This is a genomic window from Alsobacter ponti (genome assembly GCF_024294805.1).
GTDB lineage: Bacteria > Pseudomonadota > Alphaproteobacteria > Rhizobiales > Beijerinckiaceae > Alsobacter > Alsobacter ponti.
This window is the reverse complement of record NZ_JANCLU010000003.1, coordinates 1-19662: the sequence shown is the minus strand read 5'-3', so window position 1 is coordinate 19662 and position 19662 is coordinate 1. Positions and strand designations below refer to the sequence as shown.

At 72.0% G+C, this 19662-nt stretch carries 18 protein-coding genes; 11 read left to right on the top strand and 7 right to left on the bottom strand.

Annotated elements, in window-relative coordinates; translation table 11 throughout:
• Positions 1–34 precede the first annotated feature (34 nt).
• Together dusA and NK718_RS03985 are read left to right on the top strand one after the other, a co-directional pair.
• A complete protein-coding gene (gene dusA, locus NK718_RS03990; protein WP_256515425.1) occupies positions 35–1027 on the top strand; it encodes a tRNA dihydrouridine(20/20a) synthase DusA in 993 nt (330 codons plus the stop codon).
• 146 nt (positions 1028–1173) lie between these two features.
• Complete coding sequence (locus NK718_RS03985) at positions 1174–2010, top strand: sulfite exporter TauE/SafE family protein (protein ID WP_254738854.1); 837 nt, start codon at positions 1174–1176, stop codon at positions 2008–2010.
• Positions 2011–2075: 65 nt separating this feature from the next.
• On the opposite strand, the gene NK718_RS03980 is transcribed toward NK718_RS03985, so the two are convergent.
• A complete protein-coding gene (locus tag NK718_RS03980) occupies positions 2076–2897 on the bottom strand; it encodes an adenosylcobinamide-GDP ribazoletransferase (protein ID WP_254738852.1) in 822 nt (273 codons plus the stop codon).
• Positions 2898–2983: 86 nt separating this feature from the next.
• On the opposite strand from NK718_RS03980, the gene cobT reads away from it, so the two are divergent.
• From cobT to NK718_RS03950, 6 genes are all read left to right on the top strand, one after another.
• Complete coding sequence (gene cobT, locus NK718_RS03975; protein WP_254738850.1) at positions 2984–4006, top strand: nicotinate-nucleotide--dimethylbenzimidazole phosphoribosyltransferase; 1023 nt, start codon at positions 2984–2986, stop codon at positions 4004–4006.
• A 5-nt stretch (positions 4007–4011) separates the two neighbouring features.
• Positions 4012–4524: a thermonuclease family protein gene (locus NK718_RS03970; protein ID WP_254738848.1), complete on the top strand. Its 513-nt coding sequence runs from the start codon at positions 4012–4014 to the stop codon at positions 4522–4524.
• Positions 4521–5186, top strand: a complete 666-nt coding sequence (locus NK718_RS03965; protein ID WP_254738846.1) for a uracil-DNA glycosylase family protein — start codon at positions 4521–4523, stop codon at positions 5184–5186. The genes NK718_RS03970 and NK718_RS03965 overlap by 4 nt, the downstream gene beginning before the upstream one ends.
• A 113-nt stretch (positions 5187–5299) precedes the next feature.
• Positions 5300–6412, top strand: coding sequence for an efflux RND transporter periplasmic adaptor subunit (locus tag NK718_RS03960; RefSeq protein ID WP_254738844.1), 1113 nt, complete (start codon positions 5300–5302; stop codon positions 6410–6412).
• 49 nt (positions 6413–6461) lie between these two features.
• Positions 6462–9641 (top strand): efflux RND transporter permease subunit, encoded by a 3180-nt coding sequence (locus NK718_RS03955; protein ID WP_254738842.1) that lies wholly within the window; start codon positions 6462–6464, stop codon positions 9639–9641.
• Positions 9642–9757: 116 nt separating this feature from the next.
• Positions 9758–12274, top strand: a complete 2517-nt coding sequence (locus NK718_RS03950; protein ID WP_254738840.1) for a caspase family protein — start codon at positions 9758–9760, stop codon at positions 12272–12274.
• 102 nt (positions 12275–12376) lie between these two features.
• Here NK718_RS03950 and NK718_RS03945 read toward each other — a convergent pair whose 3' ends face one another.
• The 4 genes from NK718_RS03945 to NK718_RS03930 all read right to left on the bottom strand — a co-directional run bounded on the left by NK718_RS03945 (position 12377) and on the right by NK718_RS03930 (position 15624).
• A complete protein-coding gene (locus NK718_RS03945; RefSeq protein WP_254738838.1) occupies positions 12377–13240 on the bottom strand; it encodes an NAD(P)-dependent oxidoreductase in 864 nt (287 codons plus the stop codon).
• A gap of 35 nt (positions 13241–13275) precedes the next feature.
• A complete protein-coding gene (locus tag NK718_RS03940; RefSeq protein ID WP_254738836.1) occupies positions 13276–13992 on the bottom strand; it encodes an ABC transporter permease in 717 nt (238 codons plus the stop codon).
• Positions 13989–14717, bottom strand: a complete 729-nt coding sequence (locus NK718_RS03935) for an ABC transporter permease (RefSeq protein WP_254738834.1) — start codon at positions 14715–14717, stop codon at positions 13989–13991. Before NK718_RS03935 ends, NK718_RS03940 begins: the two co-directional genes overlap by 4 nt.
• 118 nt (positions 14718–14835) lie before the next feature.
• Positions 14836–15624: a transporter substrate-binding domain-containing protein gene (locus NK718_RS03930; RefSeq protein ID WP_254738832.1), complete on the bottom strand. Its 789-nt coding sequence runs from the start codon at positions 15622–15624 to the stop codon at positions 14836–14838.
• 308 nt (positions 15625–15932) lie between these two features.
• Between NK718_RS03930 and NK718_RS03925 the strand changes: the two genes are divergently transcribed.
• The gene (locus NK718_RS03925; protein ID WP_254738830.1) at positions 15933–16964 is read left to right on the top strand and encodes an aldo/keto reductase; all 1032 of its coding nucleotides are present in this window, start codon (positions 15933–15935) and stop codon (positions 16962–16964) included.
• A 14-nt stretch (positions 16965–16978) separates the two neighbouring features.
• Positions 16979–17746 (top strand): SDR family NAD(P)-dependent oxidoreductase, encoded by a 768-nt coding sequence (locus tag NK718_RS03920; RefSeq protein ID WP_254738828.1) that lies wholly within the window; start codon positions 16979–16981, stop codon positions 17744–17746.
• Between the two features lie 5 nt (positions 17747–17751).
• Here NK718_RS03920 and NK718_RS03915 read toward each other — a convergent pair whose 3' ends face one another.
• Together NK718_RS03915 and mobA are read right to left on the bottom strand one after the other, a co-directional pair.
• Positions 17752–18546: an ABC transporter substrate-binding protein gene (locus NK718_RS03915; RefSeq protein ID WP_254738826.1), complete on the bottom strand. Its 795-nt coding sequence runs from the start codon at positions 18544–18546 to the stop codon at positions 17752–17754.
• 84 nt (positions 18547–18630) lie between these two features.
• Positions 18631–19260 (bottom strand): molybdenum cofactor guanylyltransferase MobA, encoded by a 630-nt coding sequence (gene mobA / locus NK718_RS03910; RefSeq protein WP_254738824.1) that lies wholly within the window; start codon positions 19258–19260, stop codon positions 18631–18633.
• Between the two features lie 132 nt (positions 19261–19392).
• On the opposite strand from mobA, the gene NK718_RS03905 reads away from it, so the two are divergent.
• Positions 19393–19662, top strand: a 270-nt coding sequence (locus NK718_RS03905; protein WP_254738822.1) for an iron-sulfur cluster assembly protein, incomplete at its 3' end; no start/stop codon positions are given.

Sequence of the window (19662 nt, the reverse complement as noted above, 5' to 3'; positions counted from 1 at the left end):
CTTGACCGACACCGAGACGACCGACGGCGGCCCGATGGCCGGCGGCTGGCGCTTCTGCGTCGCGCCGATGATCGACTGGACGGATCGCCATTGCCGCGCCTTCCACCGGGTCATGACGCGCCGGGCGCGGCTCTACACCGAGATGGTCACGACCGGCGCGGTGATCCACGGCGACCGCCGGCGTGTGCTGGGCTTCGACCCCGCCGAGCAGCCCGTCGCCGTCCAGCTCGGCGGCTGCGAGCCCGCGGCGCTGGCGCAGGCCGCCCGCATCTGCGAGGGCGAGGGTTACGCCGAGATCAACCTGAACGTCGGCTGCCCGTCGGACCGCGTGCAGGACGGGCGCTTCGGCGCGTGCCTGATGCGCACGCCCGGGCTGGTGGGCGAGTGCGTCGCCGCCATGACAGCGTCCGTGTCCATCCCCGTGACGGTGAAGTGCCGGATCGGCGTGGACGAGCAGGACCCCGGGCCGGCGCTCGACGCGCTGGTCGACGCGGCGCTGGCCGCCGGGGCCGGCGCGCTGATCGTCCATGCGCGCAAGGCATGGCTGCAGGGCCTGTCGCCCAAGGAAAACCGCGAGATTCCGCCGCTCGACTACGACCGCGTTCTCCAGCTCAAGGCGCGGCTGCCGCGCGCGCCGGTGGTGCTGAACGGCGGCCTCGCCTCACTCGAGGCGGGGCTGGCGCACCTACCGCCGCTCGATGGCATGATGCTCGGCCGCGCCGCCTACCACGACCCGGAGATCCTGATCGGCGTCGATCCGCTGCTGTTCGGCGAGGAAGCGCCCGTGGCCGACGGCTTCGAGGCGGTCGAGGCCTTCCTGCCCTATGTGGAGCGCCGGCTGGCCGAGGGCGTGCGCCTGCATTCCATGACCCGCCACATGCTGGGGCTGTTCCCCGGCCGGCCGGGCGCGCGGGCCTGGCGACGCCATCTCGCCACCGAGGCCGTCAAGCCCGGCGCGGGGCTGGCGACGCTTCGCGAGGCGCTGGCTTTGGTGTCGCGCGAAAGCGGGCCGCGCGCGGCGGCCTGATCCGGGGTCAGGGGACGGCCTTGCGCCTCGCGGGGCTTGCCCGGGCGGCGGAAATGCTCCAAGCATCCCGTGCCCCCGCGCCGCGCCGCTCCGCCGCGTGCCGTCGCCCCGGGGCTGCGCAGCCATCCCCCGAGGTCGTCCGCTCCATGCCTTTCGCTGATATCGCCCTGAGCCAGATCCTTGTCCTCGTCGTCGGCCTGCTCGCCGCAGGCGCCGTCACCGGGCTGCTGGCCGGCGTGTTCGGCGTCGGGGGCGGGGCCATCGTGGTGCCCGTGCTCTACGAGCTGTTCCGCTTCCAGGGCGTGCCCGAGGACATCCGCATGCCGCTGGCGGTGGGCACCTCGCTGGCGGTGATCATCCCGACCTCGATCCGGTCCTTCCGGGCGCATCAGCGCAAGGGGGCGGTGGATATGAGCATCCTGCGGATGTGGGCGCTGCCGGTGGTGGTGGGGGTGATCGGCGGCAGCTTCGTGGCGCGCTACGCGCCGGCAGACCTGTTCAAGGCGGTGTTCGTGGTGGTGGCCGGCGTCAGCTCCATCCGCCTGCTGTTCGGCCGGGACTCCTGGCGCTTCGGGACCGAGATGCCGGGCGGCGCGGTGATGAAGATCTACGGCCTCATCATCGGCGTGCTGTCCTCGCTGATGGGCATTGGCGGCGGGCAATTGTCCAATCTTTTCATGACCTTCTACGGAAGGCCGATCCACCAGGCGGTGGCCACGTCGTCGGGGCTGGGCGTGCTCATCTCGATTCCCGGCGCGGTCGGCTACGTCTATGCCGGCTGGCCCCACATGGGCGAGCTGCCGCCCTTCTCGCTGGGCTATGTGTCGCTGATCGGCATGGCGCTTTTGATCCCCACCAGCATTATCGCCGCGCCGCTGGGCGTGGCGGTGGCGCACCGCCTGTCGAAGGCCTGGCTGGAGAAACTCTTTGGAATCTTCCTCCTGCTTGTCTGTCTTCGCTTCCTTGTCGGGATCATTTCGTAGCGAATTCCGGCCTGTTCGGCCGCCGAGTTCCAAAGCAAAATCGGAAAAGGCCGTTTTCCGCGCATTCATCCGAGATGGGCGGCGAGAACGGCCATGAAGGCGATCTCGGCGAGCTGCTGGGCGCCTCCGGCGACGTCGCCGGTCTGGCCGCCGATCAGCCGCTTCGACAGCCGGCACACCGGCCAGGCGGTGAGCGCCGCGGCGGCGCAGGCCGCCAGCGCCCGCGCGGGCCCCGCCGAGGGGCCGAGCAGCACCAGCGCGAGCGCGACCGCCAGCCCCGCAGCCCACGCCATCGCCGCGTCGCCCGGCCGGCCCACCGCCGCCGACTTGCCGTCCGCCCGCGCGCTCGGCAGCGCCCAAACCGGCACGAGCCCGGCGACGCGCGAGGCCGAGGCTGCCGCCACCATCGCCAGCGCGGCCGGGCCGGGGCCGAGCCGTTCGAGTAGCGCCCCGGCCAGGGCGGCGCGCAGCAGCAACGAGAGCGCCAGCGCGGTCGCGCCGTAGCTGCCGACCCGGCTGTCGCGCATGATCTCGAGCCGGCGCTCCCGGGTGCCGCCGCCGCCGAACCCGTCCGCCATGTCCGCCAGCCCGTCCTCGTGGAAGGCGCCGGTGGCGAGGACGAGCGCGGCCACGGCGACCGCCCCGCACACCAAAGGCGGCAGGCCGAGCGCGGCCGGGAGGGCGAGCCCGGCCGCGCCGACGCAGCCGATCGCCGCCCCGGCCAGCGGCAAAGCGCGCGGCAGGCGGGTGAAGTCGGGCGTGGCGTGCGGGTCCGGCTCGCCGGGCAGGCGCGGCGTCCTCAGCCGCGAATAGAAGCGGATGTTTTGCGCCACCTCGGCGGCGAAGCCGGGCCAGGAGAACGACGGGGCGGGTTGCGGCTCGGACATGGCGGACGCGCTTTCGGCGGGCGGTTCGACCCTGTATAGCAGGCGGCGTCGCCCTCCCAACCCCCCGTTCACAGCAGGCCCCCGACATGGCGCAGAACGCGACCGGCATTCCCTTCGACGACATCCGCAACCTGCTGCCGCTGATGCCGGAGCCCGACGCGGCGTCGGTCGAGTCGGTGCGGGCGCGCGACCGCGACCTTACCAAGCCGCCGGGGAGCCTCGGGCGGCTGGAGGAGATCGTCGAATGGCTCGCCGCCTGGCAGGGCAATGCGAAGCCGACGGTCAACCGTCCCACGGTCTGCGTCTTCGCCGGCAATCACGGCGTGGTGGAGCGGGGCGTGTCGCCCTATCCGCAGGCGGTGACGCGCCAGATGCTGGAGAACTTCTCGGCCGGCGGCGCGGCGATCAACCAGATCTGCGCCGCCTACGACCTCGGCTTCAAGGCCTTCGACCTGGCGCTCGACATGCCGACCGGCGACATCGCCAGCGGGCCGGCCATGGACGAGCGCACCTGCGTCGCCACCATGGCCTTCGGCATGGAGGCCGTCGCCGGCGGCACGGACCTGCTGGGCCTGGGCGAAATGGGCATCGGCAATACGACGATCGCGGCCGCAATCTACGCGGCGCTCTATGGCGGCGAGGCGCGGCGCTTCGTCGGCCGGGGCACCGGCGTCGACGACGCCGGGCTGGCGCGCAAGGTCGAGGTGGTCGAGATGGCGCTGGCGACCCACGCCGGCCACCTGTCGGACCCGCTGGAGGTGCTGCGGCGGCTGGGCGGGCGCGAGGTCGCCGCCATGGCCGGGGCCATCCTCGCCGCGCGCCTGCAGCGCGTGCCGGTGGTGCTGGACGGCTACGTGGTGACGGCGGCGGCGGCGATCCTGCACGCGCTGGACCCCTCCGCGCTCGACCACTGCATCGCCGGGCACGTCTCGGCCGAGGGCGCGCACCGCGAGGTGCTGGAGCGGCTCGGCAAGAAGCCGCTGCTCGATCTCGGCATGCGGCTGGGCGAGGGCAGCGGCGCGGCGCTGGCGATGGGGCTGGTCAAGGCCGCTCTCGCCTGCCACCGCGACATGGCCACCTTCTCGTCCGCCGGCGTCTCGAACCGCTGACGGCGATGGGCGGGCGCATCGTCCGCAGGGTCGGCTCCTCGTTCTGGAGCGGGCTGGCGCTCGGCGCGGTCGCCGCCGTCAGCCTCTATCTCGCCCAGCCGCGCCGCCAGCCGATCAGCGGCGACGCCGTCGCCATCGACGGCGATTCGCTGCGGCTCGGCGGCGTCGAGATCCGACTGGAAGGCGTCGACGCGCCGGAATATCGTCAGACCTGCCTGCGCGGCGGGCGCGAGGAGGCGTGCGGCCACGAGGCGCGGCAGGCGCTCGCCGCGCTGCTCGCATCCGGCGGCGTCCGCTGCGACGGCTCGGGACGAGACCGCTACGGCCGCACGCTGGCGATCTGCACCGCGGGCGGGCGCGATCTCAACCGCGAGATGGTGCTGGCCGGACACGCCGTCGCGGTCGACGCCTATCATGCGGAGGAGCAGGAGGCCCGGCGCTGGAAGCGCGGCGTGTGGGCCACGGTTTTCGAAAGGCCGGCCGATTGGCGGGCCCGGCATCCGAGGCCGGTCGAATGAGCGAGCACTCCCACGAAGACCTCGCGTCGCTGACGCGCCGCATCGCAGCCTGCCGCATCTGCCGGGACACGCCGTCCGGCCCTCCGCTGCCGCACGAGCCGCGCCCCGTGCTGCGCGTCGGCGCGGGAAGGGCGCTGATCCTGATCTGCGGGCAGGCGCCCGGCGCGCGGGTTCACGCCAGCGGCATTCCGTTCGACGACCCGTCGGGCGACACGCTGCGATCCTGGCTCGGCGTGACGCGGGAGACGTTCTACGACGAGGATTGCATCGGCATCGTGCCGATGGGCTTCTGCTTTCCCGGTCACGACTCCAAGGGAGGCGACCTGCCGCCGCGCAAGGAATGCGCCCGCACATGGCACGGGCCCCTGTTCGCCCTGCTGCCGCCGCCGCGCCTGATGATCGCGCTGGGGCTCTACGCCCAGCGTTATCACCTGGCGCGGGTCGGCCGGCCCGATCTCGCGGCGCGCACCCTGCACGACTCGGTGCGCAACTGGCGCGAGGTGTGGACCGCGACCTCCATCCTGCCGTTGCCGCATCCCTCCTGGCGCAACCGCGCCTGGGTCGCCCGCAATCCATGGTTCGAGAGCGAATTGCTGCCCGTGCTGCGGCAGGCCGTCGGCGACGCCCTGGGCCCGAGGGGCATTGAGCCGCCCGCGACTTGATCCATTCAGACCTTGAGCCAAGCCGATCAATTCGCGGCTGATCTTATTGTCAGGATGGACTAAGCCTTGATCATGCGGCATTGAAGGGGGACATCCATGCGGGGGGCTGCGCGATGTTCTTCTCAACCGTCCGGATCGCGGCGCTGGCCGGCGGCGTCATGGCCGCGAGTGGCTTCGCCCAGGCGCAGACGCCGCCCGCCCCGCCGACCGTGCTGGTGACGCCCGTCACGCTCACCGACATCACCAGCCAGGCCGACTTCCTCGGCCGCATCCAGGCGACCGACAAGGTGGAGCTGCGGGCTCGGGTGCAGGGCTTCCTCACCGAGCGCCGCTTCACCGAAGGCCAGATGGTGAAGGAGGGCGACATCCTCTTCGTCATCGACAAGGCCCCGTTCGAGGCCGCGCTGGATCAGGTGAAGGCGGAGCTGGCCTCGGCCAAGGCGCTGGCCCAGAACGCCGAACTCCAGCTCGCCCGCACGCGCGAGCTGGCGGAAAAGGGCAACGCTCCCCAGGCGACGCTGGACCAGCGCATCGCCGAGGACGCCAAGGCCAAGGCCGACATCATGCGGGTGGAGGCGGCGCTGCGTTCGGCGGAGATCAACCTGTCGTGGACCGACGTCAAGGCGCCCATTTCCGGCCGCATCGGCCAGGCACAGGTCACGCGGGGCAATCTCGTCGGCCCGTCCAGCCCGCCGCTGGCGACGCTCGTCTCGGTGGACCCGATCAACGTGACGTTTCCGGTGACGCAGCGCGAGCTGCTGCAGGCGCGCCAGCGCGCCGGCGGCGAACCGCAACGGATCGGCGTGCGCCTGCGCCTCGCGGACGGGTCCGTCTATGGCGAGACGGGCCACGTGCAGCTGCTCGACGTGCAGTCGAACCAGGGCACGGACAGCGTCACCGTGCGGGCCTCGATCGCCAACCCGGACGGCGTGCTGATCGACGGCGCCTCGATCCGCGTGCTGCTCGACATCGGCGAGCCGGAGAAGCGGATGACGACGCCCAGCTCCGCCATCGCCATCGACCAGCAGGGGCCGTTCGTGCTCGTGGTGGGGCAGGGCGAGAAGGTGGAGATCAAGCGCCTCACGCTCGGCCCGCAGCGCGGCGGAATGGCCGTCGTGGAGAAGGGCCTCGCCGTCGGCGACCGCGTCATCGTCGAGGGCGGGCAGCGGGTGCGCCCGGGCATGCAGGTGACGCCCATGCTGTCGCCGACCGGCCCGAAATCCTGACGCCGCCCCGTCCGCCCGACGCCCCGCTTCCGCGACCCAGAGGTCCGTCATGATTTCCGCCGTCTTCGTCGACCGGCCCCGGATGGCGTTCGTGATTTCGATCGTCATCACCATCGCCGGCCTGCTGGCCATCACGCGCATCCCGGTGGCGCAGTTTCCCGACATCGTGCCGCCGCAGGTGTCGGTAAAGGCGAGCTACCAGGGCGCGTCGGCCGCGGTGGTGGAGCAGACCGTGGCCCAGCTCATCGAGTCGCAGGTCAACGGCGTCGACAAGATGCTGTACATGAAGTCGACCTCCGGCAACGACGGCAGCTACAGCCTCTCCGTCTCGTTCGCGGTGGGCAGCGACCCCGACATGAACGCCGTCAACGTGCTCAACCGCGTCCAGCTCGCCTTGCCGAAGCTGCCGCAGGAGGTGCAGCGCGTCGGCGTCACGGTCGCCAAGGCGTCCTCCGCGCTCCTGCAGATCGCCGTGTTGTACTCGCCCAAGCGCAGCTATGACGGCCTGTTCCTGTCGAACTACGTCACGATCAACATGCTCGACACGCTGGCGCGCGTGCCGGGCGTGGGCTCCGTGTCGCTGTTCGGCCCGCTCGACTACGCCATGCGCGTCGACCTCAACATCGAGCGGCTCACGGCGCTCGGCCTGACGCCGTCGGACGTCATCAAGGCGGTGCAGTCGCAGAACGTGCAGGCCGCGGCCGGGCGCATCGGCGCCGCGCCGCTGACCGGCGACACCCAGTTCCAGCTCACCATCACCACGCTCGGCCGCCTCACCTCGCCGGAGGAGTTCGGCGCCATCATCGTGCGCGCCAACCCGGACGGCAGCACGGTGCGGGTGCGCGACGTGGCGCGGATCGAGGTCGGGGCGAAGAACCAGGACTCGCTGAGCTTCCTGGACGGCCAGCCGGGCAGCGCCATCGGCATCTACCAGGCCCCGGGCGCGAACGCGGTGGCGGTGGCCGAGGGCATCGACAAGGCGCTCGCCGAGATGAAGCAGCGCTTTCCCGCCGACCTCGACGTGCGCACCATGTACGACACCACGGTGTTCGTGAAGAGCACGATCGAGGAGGTGGTCCACACGCTCATCGAGGCGTTCGTGCTGGTCGCCATCGTGGTCTTCATCTTCCTGGGCAGCGCGCGCGCCACGCTGGTGCCGATCATCGCCGTGCCGGTGTCGCTGATCGGCACGTTCGCGGTGATGCTGGCGCTCGGCTTCTCGGCCAACACCGTCTCGCTGCTGGCGCTGGTGCTCGCCATCGGCATCGTCGTGGACGACGCCATCGTGGTGGTCGAGAACGTCGAGCGCGTTCTGCACGACCACCCCGAACTGTCGCCGGCCGAGGCGACCAAACGCGCCATGGCCGAGATCACCGGGCCGATCATCGCCATCACGCTCGTGTTGCTGTCGGTGTTCGTGCCGACCGCCTTCATCCCCGGCATCACCGGCATGCTGTACCAGCAGTTCGCCGTGGCGGTGTCGGTGTCGATGCTGATCTCCGCCATCAACGCGCTGTCGCTGTCGCCGGCGCTGTGTTCGCTGCTGCTGAAACACGGCACGAAGCCCAACCGGATCATCCAGCGCGTGCAGGGCGGCATCGACAAGGCGCGCGACGGCTATGTGCGCGGCTGTGGGCTTTTGGTGCGGCGCGTCGGCGTGACGGTGGCGCTGCTCGTGCTGTCGCTGGCGGCCGCGTTCTGGCTCGGCCGGCTGACGCCCACCGGCTTCCTGCCGGACGAGGACCAGGGCGCGTTCTTCACCGAGCTGCAACTGCCCGCCGGCGCGTCCGTGAACCGCACCCGCGAGGTGGCGGCCGAGGTGACGAACGTGCTGAGGGAGGACCCTTCCGTCCGCGAGGTCCTGGCGGTGCCTGGCTACTCGATGATCGACGGCCTGGTGCTGTCGAACCGCGCCTTCTTCGTGGTGTCGCTGAAGTCCTTCGAGGAGCGCAAGGAGGAGGCCGGCCGCAACGGGCTCGCCAGCACCGCGCAGGCGATCATCGCCCGCGCGCAAGGGCGGCTCAACGCGCTGAGCGCCGGCATCGCCTTCGCGTTCAACCTTCCGCCCATCATCGGCCTGGGCACCGGCTCCGGCTTCGAGTTCCAGCTGCTCGACCGGCAGGGCGCCAGTATCGACGCGCTGGCGCAGGTGTCGCGCGGGCTGACCATCGCCGCCAACCAGAACGCCGACCTCGCCTCGGTGCGCTCGAGCTTCGCGGTGAACACGCCGCAACTGCGGCTCGACCTCGACCGCGAGCGCCTGCAGGTGCTCGGCGTCAACGTCAGCGACGTGTTCGCCGCGCTCCAGGCCACGCTGGGCGGCTACTACATCAACGACTTCAACCAGTTCGGGCGCACGTGGTCGGTCATGCTGCAGGCGCGCCCGGAGGACCGGATGGCGGCCGACGACATCTACCGTGTCAACGTCCGCAACGCGAAGGGCGACATGGTGCCGCTGCGCGCCGTGGCCTCGGCGCGGCTCGAGGTCGCGACCGCCAGCCTGACGCGCTACAACAATCTCCGCTCGACGACGATCAACGGCGAGCCGGCTTCGGGCGTCGCCTCGGGCACCGCGCTCGCCGCGATGGAGCAGGTGGCCGACGCCACGCTGCCCGCCGGCTTCGGCTACGCGTGGACGGGCACGGCCTTGCAGGAGAAGGAGGCGGCGGGCAAGACCGGCTTCATCTTCGCGCTGTCGATCCTGTTCGCCTATCTGTTCCTCGTGGCGCTCTACGAGAGCTGGACGCTGCCCGTCGGCGTGATGCTGTCGGTGGGCGTGGCGGTGGCCGGCGCGATGGGGGCGCTGCTGCTGCTGGGCCTGCCCAACAATCTCTACGCACAGATCGGCCTCGTCGTGCTGGTGGCGCTGGCGGCCAAGAACGCCATCCTCATCTTCGAGTTCGCCATGGAGGCGCGCGCCCAAGGCAAGCCGATCAAGGACGCGGCGCTGGAGGCCGCGCATCTGCGCTTCCGCGCGGTGATGATGACGAGCTTCGCTTTCATCCTCGGGCTGGTGCCGCTGGTGATCGCGGCGGGCGCGGGCGCGGCCAGCCGGCGGGCGGTGGGCACGGCGGTGTTCGGCGGCATGCTGGCGGCGGCGGTGCTGGGCATCTTCCTCATCCCGGCGCTCTACCGCATCGCGCAGGAGCTGCGCGAGAAGGCGCACGCGCTGTTCGGCGGCCCCGCCGGCGCGCCGGCGCCGGGCCCGGACGCGCCGCCTCCCCATTGAGGCGGCCCCGCCGCGCGCCCGGCGCGGACCTTACAAACGGTTCATGTGTTATTCATTTCGCCTGCGCGACACATTGTGCCGTGCCGGGGGGCATTCCGCAGACAGGATACCAGCGCATGAGCTTGCGCCTTCTCATTGCCCTATTCGCCCTGGCGCTGGGCCTCGCCGCCCCCGCGAGGGCGCAGACGGAGCCGCGCGTGGCGCTCGTCGTCGGCAACGGCAACTACGCCACCGGCGCGCTCGCGACGCCGGTGAACGACGCCGGCCTGATGGTCGAGAACCTGCAGGCGGCCGGCTTCGAGGTCGTCGCCGGCGCCGACCTCGACCTCAACGGGCTGCGCAACAGCGTGCGCGAGTTCCTCGACAAGGTCGAGGCCGCGGGGCCGGGCGTGTCGGCCGTCGTCTATCTCGGCGGCCACGGCGTGCAGTTCGAGGGCGAGAACTTCATGGTTCCGGTCGCCGCCCGCATCGAGCGCGCCACCGACATCCCGTTCGAGGCGTTCCGCATCAACGACCTCACGCGCGCGCTCGCCGCCCTGCGCGCCAGCACGCGCATCGTGATGCTCGACCTGGCGCGGCCCTTCCCGGCGCTGCGCGACGGCGGCGAGATCGCGCCCGGCCTCGTGCTGGTGGAGCCGCCGGAAGGCTTCCTGCTCTCCTACTCGACCGGCCCCGACCTCGTCTTCCAGGAGGGCGGCGATTCCTACGGCGCGTACGCCTCGGCCATCGTCGAGATGATGCGCCAGCCCGGCCTGAGCCCGGACGAGCTGTTCGCCAAGGTCCGCGTGCGCGTCCACGAGGCCACGCAGGGCCGGCAGACGCCGTGGGACGTCTCCACGCTGCGCGAGCGCTTCGCCTTCTTCGAGGCGGAAGCCGGCGCGGCCCCGCCGCCTCCGCCGCCGCCCCCGCCGCCGATCTCCTCGCTCGGGCCCGAGGACGCTTACGCCATCGCGGTGGAGCGCGACACCATCCCCGCCTACCAGGAATTCCTGCGCATCTACCCCGACTCGCCGCAGTCGGCGCGCGTGAAGCGCATCCTCGCCATCCGTCGCGAGGCGCTGTTCTGGCAGCGCTCTCTGTCGCGCAACACGCCCGAGGCGTACTGGACGTACCTGCGCACCTATCCCGAAGGGCCGCACGCCCGCGACGCGCGCCGCCGGCTCGCCCGGCTCACCGCGCCCGAGGAGCCGCCGGCCACCTTCGTCGAGGAGGTCTACGACCTGCCGCCGCCGCTGGTCGGCATCGAGGTCGTGCGTCCGCCGGTGTGGTACGTGGAGGACTACTTCCCGCCGCCGCCGCCTCCGCCGATCTACCTGCTGCCGCCGCGCCCGCCGGGCTTCTTCCTGCCGCCCCCGCCGCCGCGCCCGGCCCCAGGCTACCTGCCGATTCCCCGGCCGATGCCGCTGCCGGACTGGGTCCGCCGCCGGCCTCCGCCGCCGCCGCCCATCTACGTGCCGGGCCGTCCCATCCCCGTCGGCGGCTTCCCCGGCGGCCCGCGCCCGCCGCAGCCCGGCATTCCGCCGTCGCAGACGATCCCGGCTCCGGGGACGCAGCCTCCGCCCGGCGGCTTCCCCGGCGGCCCGCGCCCGCCGCAGCCCGGCATCCCGCCGTCGCAGACGATTCCGGCTCCCGGGACGCAGCCCCCGCCCGGCGGCTTCCGCCCCGGCCAGCGGCCGCCGCTCCCGGGAACGGTCCCGCCCGCGCAGACGCAGCCGGCTCCGGGAACGCAGCCTGTGCCTGGAACGCAGCCCCCGCCCGGCGGCTTCCGCCCGGGCCAGCGCCCGCCGCTTCCCGGAACGGTCCCGCCCCCGCAGACGCAGCCGGCTCCGGGAACGCAGCCCGTGCCTGGGACGCAGCCCCCGCCGGGCGGCTTCCGCCCTGGCCAGCGCCCGCCGCTCCCCGGAACGGTGCCGCCTGCGCAGACGCAGCCGGCTCCCGGCGCGGTCCCGCCCGCGCAGACGCAGCCGACTCCCGGAACGCAGCCTCCGCCCGGCGGCTTCCGTCCCGGCCAGCGGCCGCCGCAGCCCGGAGCGATCCCGCCGTCGCAGACGATCCCCGCGCCCGGCGCGCAACCTCCGGCGCAGGGGGGCTTCCGCCCCGGCCAGCGCCCCGAGGCGACCCGGCCGCTGCCGACGCCGGACACGGCGCGTCCCGGCGGGCAGCCGCCGCAGGCGCGCGAGCCGGATTTCGGCCGGCGTCCGCCGACGGCCGAGAACCCGATCCAGCGCCGGCCACAGCCGCCGCAGGAATTCCGCGCTCAACCGCGCGCCGAGCCGCCGCGCCCCGCGCCGCAGCAGGAGTTCCGGCCTCCGCGCCCGCAGCCGCAGGAGTTCCGGCAGCCTCCGCAGCAGTTCCGGCAGCAGCCGCAGGAGTTCCGGCAGCCGCCGCAGGAGTTCCGCCGGCCGCCGCAGATGGAAACGCGGCCCGCGCCGCGTCCCGAGCCGCCGGCCTATCGGCCTCCGCCGCCTCAGGCGCAGCCGGCCTACCGGCCTCCGCCGCAGGCGCAGCCGGCGTTCCGGCCGCCCCAGCAGCCTCAGCCGCAGCGCCAGCCGCCGCCGCAGGCCCAGCCGCAGCAGCAGCGCAATGCCGCGCCGCCCCGCTGCGTGCTGCCGAACGGCCAGCCCTGCCGCTGAGCCCCGCGCCGGCCACGAAAAAAGCCCCGGGCTCGCCGCCCGGGGCTTCTTTTTTCTGACGAGGTGGTCCGGATCGAAACCCGGCAGACCCGGTCCCGCCGGTCAGCGTTCCAGCACGGCGAGCAGGCTGGAGGTGTCCCAGCGCTTGCCGCCCATCTTCTGCACCTCGGAATAGAACTGGTCGACCAGCGCCGTCACCGGCAAATGCGCGCCATTGCGGCGGGCCTCGCTGAGGCAGATCGACAGGTCCTTGCGCATCCAGTCGACGGCGAAGCCGAAATCGTACTTGCCGGCGTTCATCGTCTTGTAGCGGTTCTCCATCTGCCAGGACTGCGCGGCGCCCTTGGAGATCGTCTCGATCACCGCCTCGACGTCGAGGCCGGCCTTCTTGGCGAAATGGACCCCCTCCGACAGCGCCTGCACGAGGCCGGCGATGCAGATCTGGTTGACCATCTTGGTCAGCTGCCCGGCCCCTGACGGACCGAGAAGCCGGCAGGCGCGCGCGAAGCTCATGATGACCGGCTCGACGCGGGCAAACACGTCGGCGTCGCCGCCGCACATCACGGTGAGCACGCCGTTCTCCGCGCCCGCCTGGCCGCCCGAGACGGGGGCGTCGACGAAGGCGAGGCCCTTCTCCCTGGCCAGCGCATAGAGCTCGCGCGCCACTTCGGCCGAGGCGGTGGTGTGGTCGACGAACACCGCGCCCTTGTCCATGCCGGCGAACGCCCCGTCAGGCCCGATCGTGACGGCGCGCAGGTCGTCGTCGTTGCCGACGCACGCGAACACGATCTCCTGCCCCTGCGCGGCCTCGCGCGGCGTGCGGGCGGCGCGCCCGCCATGCTCGGACACCCATGTCTCGGCCTTGGAGAACGTGCGGTTGTAGACGGTGACGTCGTGCCCCTTCGCGCGCAGGTGGCGGGCCATGGGATAGCCCATGACGCCGAGGCCGAGGAAAGCGACTTTCATGTTCGTGCTCCGATCCGATGGTGCGGCGATCGCGGTCAGCCGGCCTGCAGGTGCCGCGTCAGGCGGCGCTCGGCGACATCCCACGTGCGCCGGATGACTTCCACGATGCACAGATAGAGCACGGCGGCGAAGAGGTACACGGTCAGGTCGAAGGATCGCGCGAAGGCGAGACGGGTCGTGCCCATCAGGTCGAAGATCGTCACCAGCGACGCCACCGCGGACGATTTCACCATGATGACGAGCTCGTTGCCGAGCGGACGCAGCGCCACCATGGCGGCCTGCGGCAGGATGATGTGGCGCAGGATGCCCCGCCAGTGCAGGCCGAGCGCGCGCGCCGCCTCCCACTGGCCGCGGCCGACCGACTGGATGGCGCCGCGGAAGATCTCGGCCTGGTACGCGGCCGTGTTCAGGGTGAAGGTGAACGCCGCGCAGAAGAAGGCGTCGCGGAACAGGGTCCACAGGCCGATGTCCGTCAGGAACGGCCGGAACTGTCCCGCGCCGTAATAGACGAGGTAGAGCTGGCACAGCAGCGGCGTGCCGCGAAAGAACGTCGTGTAGCCGCCGACCAGCGTGGACGCGACCTTGCCGCCGTAGAGCCGGACGAGGGCCAGCAACAGCGCCATCGCCGCGCCGAGGCTGACGGAGATCGCCACCAGCTGCAGCGTCACCGCGAGGCCGCCGAACATGCGGCAGCCGTAATTAGCGATCGCCTCGTTGCCGATCAGCCAGCCGGGGACTTCGCACCACGTCATCGGCCGGCCCCGGCATTGTGAGCCACGCCGCGATTGGTGCGCCGCTCGAGCGCCTGCAGGCCGGCACTGGAGATCAGCGAGAAGACGAGGTAGATCAGGCAGGCCGCGCCGAAGAACAGGAACGGCTCCTTGGTGACGATATTGGCCCGGCCGGTCCAGTACATAAGGTCCGGCAGGGCGATGACGGAGATCAGCGAGGTCTCCTTGAGCAGCACCATCCAGTTATTTCCGAGCCCCGGCAGCGCCACGCGCAGCAATTGCGGCATGACGACGAGGCGGAACGCCAGGCCGCGCGTCAGGCCGAGCGCGTAGGCGCCCTCGCGCTGGCCCTTGGGGATGGCGTTGAGCGCGCCCACCCACACTTCCGAGGAGAACGCGGCCAGCACCAGCCCGAGCGCGATCATGCCCGCCACGAAGGCCGGCATTTCGAGGTTGCCCGAAAACCCGAGCGTCTTCCAGGCATGCTGCATGCCGAGCTGGAGGCCGAAATAGACGATGTAGAGCGTCAAGAGCTCCGGCAGGCCGCGAAACACCGTGGTGTAGACGGTGCCGACTGCCCGCAGGGCGGCGCTCGATGAGCGCTTCAGGAGGGCCACGACGAGCCCGAGCGCGAGGCCGAAGGGCAGCGTGGCCAGCGCCAGCGCGATGGTGACGAGCGCGCCGGACGCGAGCTCGTCGCCCCAGCCCCGATCCCCGAAGGATAACAGCGTAAGATATGAGTCCATGGGGACGCCGGCCGCGCCTGTCCGTCAGGGAAAGCGCGAGGCCGTCGGCTCACGCGGAGGAAGGGGGAGGGGGAAGGCGACGGGCGGCGCCGCAGCGCCGCCCGCGAAAAGGACGTCTTCAATCGGCGAGGATGTTCACCTTGAAGTACTTGTCCATGATCTTCTTGTGCGTGCCGTCCTTGATGGATTCCTCGATCGCCTTGGAGAACATGGCCTTGAGCGCCGTGTCTTCCTTGCGCACCGCGGCGGCGACGCCCGGGCCGTGGATCGGCGGGTCGCGCTTGATGTCGGCGACGAACTTGCAGCAATCCTTGCCCTGGCCCTCGATGAAGTCGATGAGCGCGAGCTTGTCGGCGAGGATGTAGTCGAGCCGGCCGTTCTTGAGGTCGAGGTTGGCCTCTTCCTGCGTCGGGTACAGCTTGATCTGCGAGTCCTTGTAGTACTTCTCGAGATAGTTGGCGTGGATCGTCGAGCCCTGGCCGCCGATGGCCTTGCCCTTCAGGGCGGCGGGCGAGACGTCGGTGCTGGTGACCGACTTCGCTGCGATGAAGCTGATCGGCGTGCGGCTATAGACGGCCGTGAAGTCGACCTTCTTGGCGCGCTCCTCGGTGGCGTTCATGCCGGCCATGATGACGTCGTACTTGCCGGCGAGCAGGGCGGGGATGATGCCGTCCCAGTCCTGCGCGACCCAGGTGCACTTCACCTTCATCTTCTCGCAGAGGGCGTTGCCGAAATCGATCTCGAAGCCCTCGAGCTGGCCCTTGCTGTTGAGGTTGTTCCAGGGAGGATACGCGCCCTCCGTCCCGATCCGGACTTCCTTCCATTCCTTCTGCTGCGCCTGGGCGAAACCCGCGCCCGCCAGCATGGCCGCCGCCGCGACGGCGGCGATCGTGACGATTCGTCTCACTCTACCCTCCTCGACGGGTCGCCTGCGCGACCCTTTCCTGCCTCGGCCTTCGCGGCCGCATGGGCCGCATTGGACACCGCGTCCTGCCCGAGCGCAACTCCCCGCGTGAGCGATTTCGCGCTGGATATTCGTCGAATCGCGGCCGAAAACAGGGGCGCGGCGGCAGTTTCCACCGTAGGTTTCGGTCCGCGCGCCGGCTCCCCCGCATCGCCGCGGGGAGGTCGCGCGGCGCGTTCGATGCCCTATAGTCGCAGCCGAAGCGGCCAAGGGTCCGGTCGGCGCGAAGCCGGCCGCAAGGGAGGACCGGGATGAAGTCACGCAAGTTCACCACGCGCGCCGGCGCGACGCTCGATGTCAGCGAGATGGGCCTGGGCGCGGCGCCGCTGGGCGACCTGTTCGAGATCCTGGACGAGCGCACCGTGTTCGAGACGCTCACCGCCGCGCACGAGGTGGGCGTGACGCTGTTCGACACCTCGCCGCACTACGGCAACGGCCTCGCCGAGGCGCGCTGCGGCGCGGCGCTGCGCGGCCTGCCGCGCGACAGCTTCGTGTTCTCGACCAAGGTCGGCCGGGTCATGGACCCGTTCAAGCCGCCCGCGCCCAAGAACCCGGACGTCTACTCGCCCGGCTTCGCAGGCGGCTTCCCGCACGGGGCGCGGTTCGACTACTCCTATGACGGCACGATGCGCTCCGTGGAGCACTCGCTGCTGCGCACCGGCTTCAGCCGCATCGACATCCTGCTCATCCACGACGTCGACGTGTGGACGCACGGCGACGACTACGAGAGGCGCTTCGGCGAGGCGATGGGCGGGGCCTACAAGGCGCTGGACGAGCTGCGCCGCACGGGGTTCGTGAAGGCCATCGGCGTCGGCGTCAACGAGAGCGAAGTCGCCACGCGCTTCGCGACCGAAGGGGATTTCGACACCGTGCTGCTGGCCGGCCGCTACTCGCTGCTGGAGCAGCCGGCGCTGGAGACCTTCCTGCCGCTGGCGGTGCGCAAGGGCATCGGCGTGATGCTCGGCGGCGTCTTCAACTCCGGCATCCTGGCGACCGGCTCGATCCCGGGCGCGAAATACAACTACGCCGCCGCGCCGGAGGACGTGATGCGGACGGTGCGCCGCATCGAGAACGTGTGCGCGCGCCACGGCGTGCCGCTGCGGCGCGCCGCCCTGGCCTTCGCGCTGGCGCATCCGGCGGTGATCTCCGTCGTCATCGGCGCGGTGAAGCCGGCCGAGCCGCGCGCCAACGCGGCCGACCTGGCGCAGCCGATTCCCGCGGCGCTGTGGAGCGACCTCAAGGCCGAGGGCCTGCTGGCGGCCGACGCCGCCGTGCCGGCCTGAGACGGAGCGCGGCGATGGCGGACGCCGACGCGCTCGGCTGCTTCCGGCTCGACGGCCAGGTCGCGGCCGTCACCGGAGGGGCGCGGGGAATCGGGCTGGCCACGGCGACTTTGTTCGCCGCCGCCGGCGCGCGGGTCGTGGTGCTCGACCGGGACGGCGGCGCGGCGGAGGCGGCCCGCATCGGCCCGGCCGCGACATGGCGTGAACTCGACGTCGCCGACGAGGCGCAAGTCGACGCGGCGTTCGCCGCGCTCGCCGCCGAGGAGGGCCGGCTCGACGTGCTCGTCAACAACGCCGGGACGGCGATCCGCCGCCCCACCGTCGAGCTGTCGCTGGCCGACTGGCAGCGCGTCGTCGACGTCAACATGACCGGGGCGTTCCTGTGCGCGCGCGCCGCCGCGCGGCTGATGCTGCCGCGCCGCTCCGGCGCCATCGTCAACCTTGCCTCGATCATGGGCCTGTCGGGCGGCGGGCTCTATCCCAACATCTCCTACCAGGCGACCAAGGGCGCGCTGGTCAACATGACGCGCGCGCTGGCGGTGGAGTGGGCGCGCGAGGGCCTGCGCGTCAACGCGGTCGCGCCCACCTGGGTCGACACCGAGTTCATCGCCGCGCTCAAGGCCAATCCCGCGCTGATGGACGAGGTGCGGCGCATGACGCCGATGGGCCGGCTGGCGCAGCCCGACGAGGTGGCGCGCGCCTGCCTGTTCCTGGCGAGCCCGGCGGCGTCGATGGTGACCGGCGCGGTGCTGCCGGTGGACGGGGGCTTCCTGGCGCAGTAGCGCGCCTACTTCACGTCGAAATCGAAATAGCGGGCGCGGATCTCGTCGTAGACGCCGTCCGCCTGGATCGAGGCGATGGCGTCGTCGAACATCTGGCGCAAATCGTCGTCCTTCTTGCGCAGGCCGACGCCGTAGCCCTCGCCGAAATAGGCGGGGTCGAAGGGCGGCTCGGCGAGGAAGCGGCAGCAGCTCGCCTCGCGGCCCCGCTTGAGCCACACGGACAGCGCGATGCGGTCGCCCAGCACGGCGTCGAGCCGCCCCAGCGCGAGGTCGAGGCTCGCCTCGTCCTGGTTGGCGTAGAGGCGCACCGTGCTGTCGGCCCCGTAGAGGTCCTGGAGATAGGTGGCGTAGACCGTGTCGGCCATCGCGCCGAGCCGGCGGCCCTTGAGCGCCTCGGGCGACACCCCGGCGACGTCGCTGTCGGTGCGGATCATGAACACGGGCGGCGTGCGGTAGTAGCGCCGCGAGAAGGCGATCCGCTCGCGTCGCTCGTCGGTGATCTCCATCGAGGCCATGATGGCGTCGAAGCGATCGCGGCGCAGCCCGCGGATCAGGTTGTCCCAGTCCTCCTGCACGAACACGCACTCGACCTTCATGCGCGCGCACAGCGCCTTGCCGAGATCGACCTCGAAGCCGCGCAGCTGGTTGTCGGCGTCGGTGAAGTTGAACGGCGGGTACGCGCCCTCGGTGGCGATGCGGACGGTGCGCCACTCGCGCGCGAGCGGCGCCGCGGCGGGAACCGCCAGCGCCAGCAGCGCCAAGCCCGCGCAACCCACACTCCGCCATGCCGATACGGCCATCGTCTCCATCCAACCGGCGAACGCACGCGGGCGTTGCGCGACGCCGCACGATGGGAGCACGAAAGCGGCAAGTAAAGGGCGAGCCTAAGCTTCCGCCGCCCGCGCCACCCGCATCAGCTCCGCCGCGCGGCGCAGGTCCTCCGGCGTGTTGACGTTGAGGAACGCCGCCTCGCTCTCGAAGGCGACGCGCGCGTGGGGCAGGGTGGCGACGAGCCGGTGGGGCGCGCGCTCGCCCCGGTCGAGCGCGGCGGCGATGGCGGGCGCGGCGTCGGCGCGCCACAGCGCGAACAGGGGCTCGAGCCCGCCCGGGCTGACGGCGAGGCTCGCCACGTCCGCCGGGCCCAGCGCGGCGGCGAGCCGGGCGACGAGGTCGCGCGGCAGCAGCGGCGCGTCAGACGGCACGGTCGCGACGAGGCCGAGGCCCCGCGCGCGCGCCGCCTCCATCGCGGCGAGCAGGCCGGCGAGCGGCCCCGGCGCGCCCGGCCTGCCGTCGGCGACGACCTCCAGCCCGAACGCGGCGAAGCGCGCCGGGTCGCCGTTGGCGTTGAGGACGATGGCGTCGACCTGCGGCGCGAAGCGGTCCAGCACGTGGCGCAGCAGCGGCGCGCCCTCCAGTTGCACGAGCGCCTTCTCGCGCCCCATGCGGGAGGAAAGCCCGCCGGCCAGCACGGCGCCGAGCACGTGCCACGGGGGTCGCGGGGGAACCCCGCTCACGCGCGGCCTCGTGCCTGTTTGTCCTGGCGCATTGACCCCGCCCGGTCGCCGGTTACATAGAGCGCACGACAACACGGGCGTCGGTCCGCGCGCAAGGGCGCGGAGGGCGCGCCATTCGCGGGAGTGACGAGCGTGGCCAGCGAGAAGGACGTCCTGTCGGCATTGTCAGCGGTTCCCGGCCCGGACGGGCGGACGCCGCTGCCGCAATCCGGCGCTCTCGCGGGCGTCTCCATCCAGAACGGCAAGGTCTACCTCTCCATCGCGGCCGACCCGGCGCGGCCGGCGGCGGCCGAGCCGATGCGCAAGGCGGCGGAGGAGGCGGTGCGCCGCCTGCCGGGCGTCACCGGCGTGCTGGCGACGCTGACAGCCGAGCGCCCGGCCGGCGCGGCGTCCGCGAGGCCC

Bases quoted from the DNA above. Each gene is read 5' to 3' on its own strand.
- NK718_RS03960 (WP_254738844.1), top strand. From the start codon at position 5,300: ATGTTCTTCTCAACCGTCCGGATCGCGGCGCTGGCCGGCGGCGTCATG.
- NK718_RS03945 (WP_254738838.1), bottom strand. From the start codon at position 13,240: ATGAAAGTCGCTTTCCTCGGCCTCGGCGTCATGGGCTATCCCATGGCC.
- NK718_RS03980 (WP_254738852.1), bottom strand. From the start codon at position 2,897: ATGTCCGAGCCGCAACCCGCCCCGTCGTTCTCCTGGCCCGGCTTCGCC.
- NK718_RS03935 (WP_254738834.1), bottom strand. From the start codon at position 14,717: ATGGACTCATATCTTACGCTGTTATCCTTCGGGGATCGGGGCTGGGGC.
- NK718_RS03965 (WP_254738846.1), top strand. From the start codon at position 4,521: ATGAGCGAGCACTCCCACGAAGACCTCGCGTCGCTGACGCGCCGCATC.
- NK718_RS03915 (WP_254738826.1), bottom strand. From the start codon at position 18,546: ATGGCCGTATCGGCATGGCGGAGTGTGGGTTGCGCGGGCTTGGCGCTG.
- NK718_RS03970 (WP_254738848.1), top strand. From the start codon at position 4,012: ATGGGCGGGCGCATCGTCCGCAGGGTCGGCTCCTCGTTCTGGAGCGGG.
- NK718_RS03955 (WP_254738842.1), top strand. From the start codon at position 6,462: ATGATTTCCGCCGTCTTCGTCGACCGGCCCCGGATGGCGTTCGTGATT.
- dusA (WP_256515425.1), top strand. From the start codon at position 35: ATGGCCGGCGGCTGGCGCTTCTGCGTCGCGCCGATGATCGACTGGACG.
- cobT (WP_254738850.1), top strand. From the start codon at position 2,984: ATGGCGCAGAACGCGACCGGCATTCCCTTCGACGACATCCGCAACCTG.
- NK718_RS03940 (WP_254738836.1), bottom strand. From the start codon at position 13,992: ATGACGTGGTGCGAAGTCCCCGGCTGGCTGATCGGCAACGAGGCGATC.
- NK718_RS03920 (WP_254738828.1), top strand. From the start codon at position 16,979: ATGGCGGACGCCGACGCGCTCGGCTGCTTCCGGCTCGACGGCCAGGTC.
- NK718_RS03925 (WP_254738830.1), top strand. From the start codon at position 15,933: ATGAAGTCACGCAAGTTCACCACGCGCGCCGGCGCGACGCTCGATGTC.
- NK718_RS03950 (WP_254738840.1), top strand. From the start codon at position 9,758: ATGAGCTTGCGCCTTCTCATTGCCCTATTCGCCCTGGCGCTGGGCCTC.
- NK718_RS03985 (WP_254738854.1), top strand. From the start codon at position 1,174: ATGCCTTTCGCTGATATCGCCCTGAGCCAGATCCTTGTCCTCGTCGTC.